Here is a 10,865-nt window from a genome sequence, read left to right on the forward strand (position 1 = left end):
GGCGCGGGGTGGGTATGTGCCGGTCGTCCGACGTTCCGGCTGAGACCGCCACTCCGGCGGCGCTGGAGAGGCATCCGCCAATTCCTGCTCCACCACGGCTGTCACCGGCGCGAACATGATGGCCGACGGCGGCATGAACATCAGTTGAGCAACGGTCAAGGATTAACCAGGTCCTGGACTAACTATCTGTATTAATCTAGCAACTGTGAGTAACGACGTCGTAGCGCGAGTGACGCGCCGCATCGGGCGGCGCGGCGCGTCCCTCGCGTTCGTCGGGCTGCTCAGCCTGGCCATCTCCGCCTCCCTCGCGTTCGCGCCGGCCGACCAGCGCGAAACCCCCGGCTACGCCATGCTGGCCTCCTTCGCCCCGCTGGACGCCTGAGCCGCGGCCTGGTGCGGCATCGGCGCCCTGTGTCTGGTGCAGGCGTTCATGCGCTCCGATCGGATCGCCTACGCCGCCTCCACTGCCTTGCTCCTGCTGTACGGGCTGGTCTACCTGGTCTCGACGTTCACCGGCGACAATCCGCGCGGCTGGGTCGGCGGGGCGGTCTGGCTGGCGTTCGGCGGCTGGATCGCGCTGATCGCCACCTGGCCGGAGGCCGTCCGCGTGGACCGGCTCCCGGGCACGGGGTCGACGGCCGTGGTCGTCGCCGACGCGTCCGGCATCATCCTGTCGTGGAATCCCCAGGCGGCGGCCTTGTTCGGCTGGAGCACGGACGAGGCCGTCGGGCAGCCGTTGACGGTGCTGATGCCGCCTCGCTTCCGCGATCAGCACGCGGGCGGGCTGGCCCGGGTACGCGCCAGCGGCCAGTCTGAGCTGGCCGGGCGCATCATCCCGCTGGTGGGCCTGCGCAGCGACGGCAGCGAGTTTCCCATCGCGCTGACCGTCAACGCCTGGCACAGCGACGACGGCATGACCTATACGGGCGTGATCCGGCCCATGGAGGGAGGTCGTGATGCCGGGACTGACTGACCTGCTCATCCAGCTCGGCGTGGGCGTGGTCCCCCTCGGCGTCGCCTACCTCGCCTTCAGGTCCGCCACCGACGCCAACAAGAAGACCCAGCAGACCGCGGTGGCGCAGGCCGAGTGCCAGGCCGAGATAGAACGTTCCAAAGTGGACGCCGAGGCGTTCCTCCGGGCGAAGACGATCTACGAGGACGCCCTGAGTCAGATGGAGAAGCAGATGGGCCGGGTGCACACCCAGGCGGACCAGCTCAGCTCCGACCTGATCGCCGAGCAGAGCATCTCGGTCGCGATGCGCGACCAGATCCGCCGGCTCCAGGCGCAGATCAGGGCGCTGGAGCGGACAGTGATCACGCTACGGACCCAGCTGGTCGCGGCCGGGCTGGCCCCCGCACCGGCCTCCGAGACCACCGGTCCCTACATGATCGGCCCGCAGACCGAATGACCGCTAGATCCCGTACGCCCGCGCCAGCAGCTCCGCCGAGCGCAGCCACACCTTCCTGTCGGGCGCCGAGAACACGACGATCAGCTCGTCGGCCTGGGCAAGCTCGGCGAACCGGTCGACGTAGTCCTTCACCTCACCCGGATCCCCGACCGCCGAATACTTGGCCATCTGCTGGATCTGCTGCCCGGCCGGCGACTCGAGGATGAGGTCCGCCTCCTCCGGCGTGAACGTGCGCCCCCGCCCCAGGAACCGGCTCACCCGCAGCCGCTTGGCCGCCAGGAACTGCTCCTGCGCCTCCTCGGCCGTGTCCGCGGCGATCACGTTGAGCGCGGCCATCACGTACGGCTGCGCCAGCTGCGCGGACGGCTTGAACTCGCGCCGGTAGAGCGCCACGGCTTCCTCCAGCGCGGTCGGCGCGAAGTGCGAGGCGAACGCGTACGGCAGCCCGAGCATGGCGGCCAGCTGGGCCCCGAACAGGGACGACCCGAGAATGTACAGTGGCACGTCGGTCCCCTTGCCGGGGGTCGCGTCGACGCCGGGGATCCGCGACCGGCCGGTCAGGTACCCCTGCAACTCCAGCACGTCCTCGGGAAACGTGTCCGCGGCGGCCGGGCTCCGGCGCAGTGCCCGCATGGTCTGCTGGTCGCTGCCGGGCGCCCGGCCGAGCCCGAGGTCGATACGCCCGGGATGAAGGGTTTCGAGCGTGCCGAACTGCTCGGCGATCGTCAGCGGGGCGTGGTTCGGGAGCATGACGCCGCCCGCTCCGAGGCGGATCGTCCTGGTGTGCGCGGCCACGTGGGCGATGAGCACACTGGTGGCCGAGGACGCGATGCTGTCCATGTTGTGGTGCTCTGCGTACCAGATCCGCAGGTATCCGAGCTCCTCCGCACGCTGGGCCAGGGCCACGCTGGCGGCGAAGCTCTCGCTCGCCGTCTCGCCTTCGCCGATGTGCGCCAGATCAAGGATGGACAGCGGCAAAGCCATGAGTACGCGCCTTTCGCAGAGCCGGCATTGGTGACCTGGCTCGTTGCAACAGCAAATATGGCGCGGTTATTTCGCCGGGCCCCCGCGGTCGAGGGCCCGGCGAGGGTGTCAGGACGCGGTGCAGGTGACCGGGGACGGGGTGCCGTTCTGGCCGTTCCAGTTGCCGGTGAAGCCGAACGAGGTGGTCGCGCCGGCGGCCAGGGCGCCGTTCCAGCCCATGTTCGTGACGGAGACGGTGCCGCTGCCGGACAGGTTGCCGCTCCAGAGCTGCGTGATCGTCTGCCCGTTCGGGAAGGTCCAGCCGACCCTCCAGCCGGAGATGGCGGACGAGCCGGCCTTCACGGTGACCTCACCCTGGAAACCGCCCTGCCATTGACTCGTCACCTTGTAGGTGGCCGTGCAGCCCCCAGGACCACTGGTGGGCGTGACCGTGGGGGTGACGGTGGGCGTCACGGTCGGGGTGGCGGTGGGCGACGGCGCGGCGATGGCCAGGTCGTACGCGCGTTGCGGCACGAACTGCCCGGCCGCCGCGATGCACCCGTCCGCCTCACCCGGGGGCTTCACCCAGAGGTAGGCGTCGATGGCGGAGTCGCCGGTATTCGTGGTGCTCCAGGTGCCGGTCGCGCGGCCGGCCGGGTCGCACCACTCGCTGCCGGACGGGCCGTTGCCGTTGCGGCTGGTGTCGACGACGGCCTTCAGCCTGGACACGCCGGTCGCCGAGATCACGCTCTTCGCGTACGACACCAGCCCGGGCGTGGCCCGGTAGTTCGAGGTGTTGACCGCGATGCCGTCGGCGCTGTTGGCCACGTCAGCGCCGTTCAGCCGGGAGGCGGCCTCCGAGGCGCCCAGCCAGGCGTCGTGGCCGATGTCGAAGTACACCTTGGCCTGGCCTCTGAGCTTCTTGCCCGCGTACGCCATGGAGGCCTTGACCTCGGCCTGCTCGGAGGCGTTCATGCAGTTCGACATGATCGCCAGGGCGTCCGGCTCCAGAACGATCGTCGCGGGACGTCCGGCCAGCCCGGCCGCGATCTGGTCGATCCAGGCACGGTAGGACGCGTGGTCGGGGGCGCCGCCCGCGCTCGGGCCGCCGCAGTCGCGGTTCGGCATGGCGTACACCACCATGATCGGGATCTTGCCGGCCGCGGCGGCGGCGCCGACGTACGTGTCGACCTGGCCGCGCACGGTCGTGGGGTTGTACGTGGCGAACCACCGGCCCTGCGGCACGGCGGCGATCCTGTCCCTGATCACGGGGGTACGGCTGTCGTTCGGGTTCGCGGCCACCCACTTGGCCGCGTTCGTCTGGGGATCCACGTAGAAAGCGGAGTCGGCGGCTTGGGCGGTGGACGACGAGAACACGACCGCCCCCGCGGCGGCCATGGCGGCCGCCGTCAGGAGCACCGCCAACATGGGCTTTCTGCGAGACATGAAATCACTCCGTCGGTCATGTGGGAGCGCTCCCACTGGCTCCTCGGATGGTAGGGAGGCGTTGCGGGTCGCTCAAAGACATCCGATCGTTCGCAACCGCATATCCCCTGGCCAGGAGGCACCCGGCAGGTGAAACTTTCACTCGGCCAGGCACACCTCGAAGACCGCGGTGAGCCGGTCCACGTCGGCCGCCGTCGGCTTCTCCGGACCGACGCGGCGGCGCATGGCCCCGATGCCCAGGAAGACCGCCGCCACCATTCGGGCCCTGGCCCGCGCGTCCGGACCGCCGCCGAGTTGCGCCTCCAAAGGCTGGAGCACGGCCGCGATGAGTCGCTCGCGGGCCACCTCCAGGACCTCGGGATGGCGGGCGGACCGTTCGAGCGTTCGCAGGATCGGACTGTCCGGGGGGTGCTGCATCCGCTCGGCGGCGTACTCCGCCAGCCGCCTCGGGAGCCCTTCCTGGTCGCCCTCGAACAGTGAACTGATGGTGGGCTCGCCCTCGAGCACCGCTCCGAACAGCCCGGCCTTGGAGCCGAAATAGCGGCCGACCAGCGCGATGTTGGCGTCCGCGGCGGCGGCGATCATGCGGATGGTCACCTGCTCGTAGCCGTGCTCGCCGAACAGCGTGCGCGCGGCCTGCAGGATCCGCTCACGGGTGGCCTCCCTGCCACGGAGCCGGGTCACCTCGGCGTTCATGCCCCGAACTCTACTGAAGAGAGCCCTACTTGCCGCGCGGCTAGTAAACATGCGTATACTCAAGTCGGATAAATCTGCATGAAGGGGATGTGGTGTCTTGGTAGCCCAGGCGGGGACCGCGTCCCCCACGCAGCGGGCCTACACCCACCGCGAGATCCTCGAGGTCATGTCCGGGCTGATGCTCGCGATGCTCACATCGATGATCTCGACCTCGGTGGTGGGCACGGCTCTGCCGACGATCGTGGGGGAACTCGGCGGTCAGGACCAGTACTCATGGGTCGCGTCCGCGACCATGCTGACGATGACGGTCTCCACGCCGCTGTGGGGCAAGCTGTCCGACCTGTTCGGGCGCAAGTTGCTCTTCCAGTCGGCGCTGGGGTTGTTCGTCGCGTCCTCGGTGGTGGCCGGCCTGTCGCAGGACATGGGGCAGCTGATCGCGGCGCGGGCCGTGCAGGGCCTGGGTGTGGGCGGGTTGTCAGCGCTCTCGCAGGTGATCCTGGGGGACATCGTCTCGCCGCGCGAGCGGGGCCGGTACTCCGGCTACATGGGCGCCGTCTTCGGGATCTCCACGGTCGCGGGGCCGCTTCTCGGCGGGTTCATCGTGGACGCCGACTGGCTCGGCTGGCGCTGGTGCTTCTACGTCGTGGTGCCGTTCGCGCTGGTGTCGTTCCTGGTGGTCCAGAAGGTGCTGCGGCTGCCCCACGTCAAGCGGAGCACCTCGATCGACATCTGGGGCGCCACGACGATCACGGCCAGCGCGAGCGCGCTCATGCTCCTGCTGACGCTCGGCGGCAACCAGTTCGAGTGGAACTCGGTGTGGACGTACTTCCTGGCCGCGATCTGCCTGCTCATGCTGGCGCTCGCGGTGCTGTCCGAGCGGACCGCGGGCAACCCGATCCTGCCGCCGCGGTTGTTCCGCAACCGTACGTTCGTGCTGACCAGCATGGCGTCGTTGTTCGTCGGCATGGCGATGTTCGGCGCGATGATCTACCTGCCGCAGTACCTGCAGATCGTCAAGGGCCTCAGCCCGACGAACTCGGGCCTGATGACCCTGCCGATGGTGGCGGCGTTGTTCGTGTCCGGCGTGATCTCCGGCAAGATCGTCACGCAGACCGGCAGGTGGAAGATCTTCCCGGTCGCGGGCCTGTTCATCGTGGCCGTCGGGTTGTTCATGCTCTCCCGCCTGCACGTGGACTCCAGCGAGTGGCTCATCGGCTTCGACGTGGCCGTGCTCGGCGTCGGCCTGGGCCTGTCCATGCAGATGCTCATCCTGGCCGCCCAGAACGGCGCGGAGCAGCGCGACATGGCCTCCACCACGTCGGGCGTGTCGTTCTTCCGCTCGCTGGGCGGCGCCGTCGGCGTGGCCGCGTTCGGCGCGATCCTGACGAACCGGCTCAAGGACGAGATGGCCGAGATGCTCAAGGCGGCGGGCATCTCGCTGCCCGGCGGCTCGGACGTCCAGCTCGGCAGCCCGAGCGCCATCCAGCAACTGCCTGGGCCGATCAAGAACATCGTGCTGGAGTCGTTCACGCGCGGCCTGGAGACCGTGTTCCTGGTGGGTGTGCCCATCGCGCTGCTCGGCTTCGTGGCCACGATCTTCCTGAAGGAGCTCCCCCTGCGTGGCCCCGCGACGGTGCCCGCGGCGCCCGAGCCGCTCAGCAAGGACGACCTGGTCCTGGCCGGGCTCCTGCTGGAGCTCGTGGCCCAGCGGGTGGAGCGGGCGGATGGGCCGTCCGCGCTGCTCACCGCGGTTGCCAAGATGGCCCCGCCGGAGGGCGGCACCGAGCTCGAACGCGCCAGGGCGGTGGCGCGTACCGTGCTGCGGCCTACCTCGCGGGCCCTGATCACGCAGGCCACGCCCCCGCAGAAAGACCTTGTCTCTGGAGGAATCTCGCAATGATTCGCAAGTTCGTGGGCGCCGTCGCGGCGTCCCTGGCGGTGCTGGCCGGGTTGTGGTTGATGATCGCGCCTTTCGCCCTGGGCACCCAGCCGGAGAACGCCGACTGGACCGACCCCACCCTGTCGGAGTTCTTCACCGGGCTCGGCGTGGCGGTCGTGGGGCTCGCAGGTGTGATCAGTTTCGCCATGGCCCTGCATGAGGAGTTGGTGGCGCGGGGCCTGGTGGTCGTGCGCCCGCGCGTGAGCGAGCCGGAGCCCGAGGCGGTGCCGAGCGCGCCTCAGGCGTCGTCCGCCGAATTGGCCACGTTGCTCGCCCCGCTCGTCGAGGCGCTGCGTGAGGACTTGAACAACACGGGTGAGCACCGCAGGAACGGCAAGGCTCCCCTGGTCGGAGTGGAGGAGAACCGATGAAGGCGAAGGTGGGCGTCTCCGCCCTGGTCCTGTTGTTCCTCGGCGGCCTGTGGCTGGTCGCCGCCCCGTTCGCGGTCGGCTACCAGCCGAGGGGCGCCGCGTACGTCGACGCGACGGTCAACGACCTGTGGCTCGGCGGCTCGCTCGCCGCGGTCTCCTTCGTGGCCCTCGTGATCTACGCGGCCGACGCCCTGCGCGAGCTGGCCCGGCGCGGTAAGCACGCCGAGAACTGACCGCTGGGAGCATGCCGTGTTCAGCGGTAGTACGGACCCGCGGTGGGAGCCGCTGGCAGGCAGGCTCCCCGCAGGGCAGTTCGAGATCGGCAAGGACGGCGCCGGCCTGCTCGTGGTGGGCTTCGACGGATCGGGCCCGAGCCGCAACGCCCTCGCGTACGCGGCCGGGCTCGCCCGCAGGGACGACGCCGGACTGCTCGTCGCCTTCGTGGAGTCGCTCAACGCCGCCGCCCTGTGGTTCTTCGCCGGGTCGCCGATCATCCCGGACTCGGCGGGCGACCTCGCCGGCGACCTCAGGGACGAGCTGAAGGGCGCGGGCGTCCCGTGGCAGTTCGTCAGCGTACGGGGTGACGCGGCGCGGGAGCTGGAGACGCTCGCGAGCACGTACATGGCCGACGCCATCGTGGTGGGCCGCTCGCGTCACTCCTGGTGCGGCTCGGTGGCGGCGACGCTGGCGAAACGAGCTCGCCGTACCGTGCTGATAGTCCCCTGACCTGGCGAGACGTCGCATATGGTGGCTAGATGAAGCGTGTAGCCACCATGGCGTTCGTGGTGCTCGCGTGCGTTTCGTGCGGCACGGCGGAGCCGGTCGCCTCGACCGCTCCTGAGCCCATGACGCCCGCTCCCGCACCCGAGACGCCGGCACCCGGCTCGACGACGACCGCGCCGAGCACGCCGACACCGACGCCGCCGCCCGCGTTCAGCGCCAAGGTGTCGGACGTCACGCGCGACCGCCTGCCGTACTCGTGGCGGCCCGGCTGCCCGGTCCACTACCGGGATCTGCGGCTGGTCACGTTGTCCTACTGGGGCTTCGACAACAAGCCGCACACGGGCGAGCTGGTCGTGCGCAAGACAGTGACCGACGACATCGTGACGGTCTTCAAGAAGTTGTACGGGTGGCGCTGGCCGATCTACCAGATGAAGCTGGTGGACGCGTACAAGGCCGACGACTTCGCCTCGATCGACGCGAACAACACCTCAGCCTTCAACTGCCGCAGGGCGACCGGTTCCAGCAGCTGGTCGAACCATGCCTACGGGGAGGCGATAGACATCAATCCCCTCCAGAACCCATATGTCACCGCAAGTGGCAGCACTGCACACGACAATGCCAAAAAGTACACCGAGCGCCCAATGAAGGGCAAAGGTGTGATTAATCCGGGCGACAAGGTGGTAAAGGCCTTCGCCCAGGTGGGCTGGGAGTGGGGCGGCTATTGGTCCGGCGCCAAGGACTACCAGCACTTCTCCAAGGGCGGAGGCTGAGACAATCCCACCATGGCGGCTAAGGACGGCGACGGGTGGACCGAATGCTCCCAGGGCCACAGGCATTGGGGGCTGCACGGGGCTTCGGGGCTGCTCGTCGTGCACCATGACGACCTCGGTGTGCCGTACGTGCTCATGCAGAAACGTTCCTGGTGGAGCCACCACGGCGGCACGTGGGGGCTGCCCGGCGGGGCTCGGGACAGCCACGAGGACGCCGTCACGAGCGCGTTGCGCGAGGCTCGCGAGGAGGCGGCGCTCGGCGGCGAGGGGCTGCGGGTGCGGGGCGTCTATCTCGACGATCACGGCGGGTGGGCGTTCGAGACGGTGATCGCCGAGTCGGCCGTGCGGCTGGCCGCGGCGCCGGCCAACCGCGAGAGCACCGAGATGCGCTGGCTGGCGCTGAACGAGGTGGCCGGCAGGAAGCTGCATCCGGGGTTCGCGGCGACGTGGGGCGACATCCAGGAAGAGCTCAGGCCGGAGACGATCGTGCTGGACGTGGCCAACATCGTGGGCGCGCGAGCCGAGCACGGCTGGTGGCGCGACCGGGCAGGGGCGGCGACGCGGCTGCTGGAGGACGTGGCCGGGCTCAGGCTGGAGCATCCCGTGCTGGCGCAGTGGCATCCGAGAGTGGTCGCCGTCGTGGAGGGCGCGGCCAAGAGCGTACCCGGGGTTCCCGGGATCGAGGTGGTCGCGGCCAAGGGCAGTGGGGACGACGCGATCGTGGATGTCGTGCGCGAGGCCCGGCCGTGGGAGCGCGTGGTCGTGGTGACCGCGGATCGGGGATTGCGAGAGCGGGTCAACGAGCTGGGCGCGGAGGTCGTGGGCCCGCGGTGGCTGCTCGCTCAGCTGAGCCAGCGGTGACCTTTACAGCCGGCTGAGCGACCGGTGACCTTTACAGCCGGCTGAGCGACCGGTGGCCTTTACAGTCGGCTGAGCGACCGGTGGCCTTTACAGCCGGCTGAGCGACCGGTGGCCTTTACAGCCGGCTGAGCGACCGGTGGCCTTTACAGCCGGCTGAGCGACCGGTGGCCTTTACAGCCGGCTGAGCGACCGGTGGCCTTTACAGTCGGCTGAGCGACCGGTGGCCTTTACAGCTCGGCCACGACCACGCCGTCGAAGGCGGCCTTGAGGCCGGTCACGTCCAGCACCCGCTGCAGGACGCCGTGCACGCCGACCAGGCGTAACCAGCCGGCGTGCGCGGCCACCCGGCGCTGGTGCTCGACCAGCACCCACAGGCCGCTGGAGTCGCAGAACTCCAGCCGCGTCGCGTCGATGACGACCTCCACCCGGCCGTCGGCGAACAACTTCAGCAGGCGTTCCTTGAGCAACGGCGCGGTGAGCTTGTCGAGATCGCCGACGAGGCGCACGAGCGTGCCAGGCTCAGCACGCGCCACCTCGACGTTGAGATCCGCCACCACCTGAACGTACACCGCCGTCACCACAGCCGCTATCGTGGTTTGCGCACGGGAGGGTTCGCATAGTGGACGAGTGCAGCCGCCTTGAAAGCGGCCAGGTCAGCGATGGCCTCATGGGTTCGAATCCCATACCCTCCGCTCAGTCGCAGATCCCCGCGGACGCTCAATCGCGGATCCCCGCGAAGCCGTCGCCCACGCAGGCGGCGAGCTGAAGGTAGGAGTCCCTGGTGGGCTCCTGCAGCCGGTCCAGGTCGATCTCCGCGCCCTCCTCCAGATGCGGGTCGTACGGCACCCGGATCACGGCGCGGCATCGGGCGGCGAAGTGGGCTTCCAGCTTCTTGATGTCGACCGCCGACTTCGACCGGGGCCGGACGCTGCACAACACCACAGTCGCGTTCTTCACCAGGTCGCCGTAGTGGTGGGCCTCCAGCCAGTCGAGCGTGGCGGAGGCCGCCCTGGCGCCGTCCACCGACGGGGAGCTGACCAGGACGATCTGGTCGGCGAGCCCGAGCACGCCGCCCATGGCGGAGTGGAGCAGACCGGTGCCGCAGTCGGTGATGCAGATCGAGTAGAAGTTCTCCAGCACCTGGGAGACGGCCTGGTAGTCGGAGCCGCTGAACGCCTCGGAGACCGACGGGTCGCGATCGGAGGCCAGGACCTCAAGGCGCGAGGACGCCTGGGAGGTGAACGCCCTGATGTCGACGTACCGCTTGACCTGGTCACGCTCGTTGAGCAGGTCACGTACGGTGGCCGAGGTCTCCAGGACCAGCTTGTCGGAGAGCGTGCCGCGGTCCGGGTTGGCGTCCACGGCGATGACGCGGTCGCCGCGCACCTGGGCCAGGGTGGCGCCGAGGCCGACCGTGGTGGTGGTCTTGCCCACGCCGCCCTTGAGGCTCAGCACGGCCACGCGGTGGTGTCCTGTCGTCACGGGGGTGCGGGCCCTGGTCACGAGCTCGCGGCGGCGGCGTACCTCCGGCGGCTCGCCGGGCTTGATCCAGCCGCCGGACGCCTTGTAGACCAGGCGGCGCCAGCCCTTGGAGGGGGCGTTACGCCGTCCGCGTAGCAGGGACTCCGGGTCGAGGCTCTCGGCGGTCGGGCGGCCGGTGACCGGCGGCCGGGGCGGGGCGGTGAAC

The 10,865-nt window shown here is 69.7% G+C and carries 14 protein-coding genes and 1 tRNA gene; 10 read left to right on the forward strand and 5 right to left on the reverse strand.

What is annotated here, in order from left to right:
* Positions 1-205: 205 nt before the first annotated feature.
* From ETD86_RS56230 to ETD86_RS48560, 3 genes are read left to right on the forward strand one after another with little or no spacing between them, the layout of a single operon-like run.
* Positions 206-382 (forward strand): hypothetical protein, encoded by a 177-nt coding sequence (locus tag ETD86_RS56230; RefSeq protein ID WP_170223697.1) that lies wholly within the window; start codon positions 206-208, stop codon positions 380-382.
* A gap of 48 nt (positions 383-430) precedes the next feature.
* Complete coding sequence (locus ETD86_RS48555; RefSeq protein WP_138673397.1) at positions 431-973, forward strand: PAS domain S-box protein; 543 nt, start codon at positions 431-433, stop codon at positions 971-973.
* Positions 957-1,409 carry an ATP-binding protein gene (locus tag ETD86_RS48560; protein ID WP_138673398.1) on the forward strand — a complete coding sequence of 151 codons (453 nt, stop codon included), beginning with the start codon at positions 957-959 and terminating at the stop codon, positions 1,407-1,409. Before ETD86_RS48555 ends, ETD86_RS48560 begins: the two co-directional genes overlap by 17 nt.
* Positions 1,410-1,412: 3 nt before the next feature.
* Here the strand turns inward: ETD86_RS48560 and ETD86_RS48565 are convergent, their stop codons facing one another.
* From ETD86_RS48565 to ETD86_RS48575, 3 genes are all read right to left on the reverse strand, one after another.
* Positions 1,413-2,393 carry an LLM class flavin-dependent oxidoreductase gene (locus tag ETD86_RS48565; protein WP_138673399.1) on the reverse strand — a complete coding sequence of 327 codons (981 nt, stop codon included), beginning with the start codon at positions 2,391-2,393 and terminating at the stop codon, positions 1,413-1,415.
* Positions 2,394-2,501: 108 nt separating this feature from the next.
* Complete coding sequence (locus tag ETD86_RS48570) at positions 2,502-3,818, reverse strand: glycoside hydrolase family 6 protein (protein WP_211370794.1); 1,317 nt, start codon at positions 3,816-3,818, stop codon at positions 2,502-2,504.
* A gap of 138 nt (positions 3,819-3,956) precedes the next feature.
* Complete coding sequence (locus tag ETD86_RS48575; RefSeq protein WP_138673400.1) at positions 3,957-4,514, reverse strand: TetR/AcrR family transcriptional regulator; 558 nt, start codon at positions 4,512-4,514, stop codon at positions 3,957-3,959.
* Positions 4,515-4,611: 97 nt separating this feature from the next.
* Between ETD86_RS48575 and ETD86_RS48580 the strand changes: the two genes are divergently transcribed.
* From ETD86_RS48580 to ETD86_RS48605, 6 genes are read left to right on the forward strand one after another with little or no spacing between them, the layout of a single operon-like run.
* Complete coding sequence (locus ETD86_RS48580) at positions 4,612-6,414, forward strand: MDR family MFS transporter (RefSeq protein WP_246149408.1); 1,803 nt, start codon at positions 4,612-4,614, stop codon at positions 6,412-6,414.
* Positions 6,411-6,824: a hypothetical protein gene (locus ETD86_RS48585; protein WP_138673401.1), complete on the forward strand. Its 414-nt coding sequence runs from the start codon at positions 6,411-6,413 to the stop codon at positions 6,822-6,824. Before ETD86_RS48580 ends, ETD86_RS48585 begins: the two co-directional genes overlap by 4 nt.
* Positions 6,821-7,057, forward strand: coding sequence for a hypothetical protein (locus tag ETD86_RS48590; protein WP_138673402.1), 237 nt, complete (start codon positions 6,821-6,823; stop codon positions 7,055-7,057). Before ETD86_RS48585 ends, ETD86_RS48590 begins: the two co-directional genes overlap by 4 nt.
* A gap of 16 nt (positions 7,058-7,073) precedes the next feature.
* A complete protein-coding gene (locus ETD86_RS48595) occupies positions 7,074-7,550 on the forward strand; it encodes a universal stress protein (protein WP_138673403.1) in 477 nt (158 codons plus the stop codon).
* 29 nt (positions 7,551-7,579) lie between these two features.
* Positions 7,580-8,317, forward strand: a complete 738-nt coding sequence (locus ETD86_RS48600; protein ID WP_246149410.1) for a M15 family metallopeptidase — start codon at positions 7,580-7,582, stop codon at positions 8,315-8,317.
* A 12-nt stretch (positions 8,318-8,329) separates the two neighbouring features.
* Entirely contained in the window at positions 8,330-9,178 is an 849-nt protein-coding gene (locus tag ETD86_RS48605) for an NUDIX hydrolase (RefSeq protein WP_138673404.1), read from the forward strand.
* A gap of 227 nt (positions 9,179-9,405) precedes the next feature.
* On the opposite strand, the gene ETD86_RS48610 is transcribed toward ETD86_RS48605, so the two are convergent.
* Positions 9,406-9,759 (reverse strand): STAS domain-containing protein, encoded by a 354-nt coding sequence (locus ETD86_RS48610; RefSeq protein ID WP_170223698.1) that lies wholly within the window; start codon positions 9,757-9,759, stop codon positions 9,406-9,408.
* 24 nt (positions 9,760-9,783) lie between these two features.
* Between ETD86_RS48610 and ETD86_RS48615 the strand changes: the two genes are divergently transcribed.
* A tRNA-Ser gene (locus ETD86_RS48615) sits at positions 9,784-9,870 on the forward strand.
* 25 nt (positions 9,871-9,895) lie between these two features.
* Here the strand turns inward: ETD86_RS48615 and ETD86_RS48620 are convergent.
* Positions 9,896-10,865: MinD/ParA family ATP-binding protein (locus ETD86_RS48620; RefSeq protein WP_211370795.1), on the reverse strand; the 970-nt coding region annotated here is incomplete at its 5' end.

The organism is Nonomuraea turkmeniaca (assembly GCF_005889735.1).
Taxonomy (GTDB): domain Bacteria; phylum Actinomycetota; class Actinomycetes; order Streptosporangiales; family Streptosporangiaceae; genus Nonomuraea; species Nonomuraea turkmeniaca.

What these genes read in the sequence shown, in the direction of transcription:
- ETD86_RS48555 (WP_138673397.1), top strand. Translation starts at nt 431, where the DNA reads ATGCGCTCCGATCGGATCGCCTACGCCGCCTCCACTGCCTTGCTCCTG.
- ETD86_RS48560 (WP_138673398.1), top strand. Translation starts at nt 957, where the DNA reads ATGCCGGGACTGACTGACCTGCTCATCCAGCTCGGCGTGGGCGTGGTC.
- ETD86_RS48565 (WP_138673399.1), bottom strand. Translation starts at nt 2,393, where the DNA reads ATGGCTTTGCCGCTGTCCATCCTTGATCTGGCGCACATCGGCGAAGGC.
- ETD86_RS48570 (WP_211370794.1), bottom strand. Translation starts at nt 3,818, where the DNA reads ATGTCTCGCAGAAAGCCCATGTTGGCGGTGCTCCTGACGGCGGCCGCC.
- ETD86_RS48575 (WP_138673400.1), bottom strand. Translation starts at nt 4,514, where the DNA reads ATGAACGCCGAGGTGACCCGGCTCCGTGGCAGGGAGGCCACCCGTGAG.
- ETD86_RS48585 (WP_138673401.1), top strand. Translation starts at nt 6,411, where the DNA reads ATGATTCGCAAGTTCGTGGGCGCCGTCGCGGCGTCCCTGGCGGTGCTG.
- ETD86_RS48590 (WP_138673402.1), top strand. Translation starts at nt 6,821, where the DNA reads ATGAAGGCGAAGGTGGGCGTCTCCGCCCTGGTCCTGTTGTTCCTCGGC.
- ETD86_RS48600 (WP_246149410.1), top strand. Translation starts at nt 7,580, where the DNA reads ATGAAGCGTGTAGCCACCATGGCGTTCGTGGTGCTCGCGTGCGTTTCG.
- ETD86_RS48605 (WP_138673404.1), top strand. Translation starts at nt 8,330, where the DNA reads ATGGCGGCTAAGGACGGCGACGGGTGGACCGAATGCTCCCAGGGCCAC.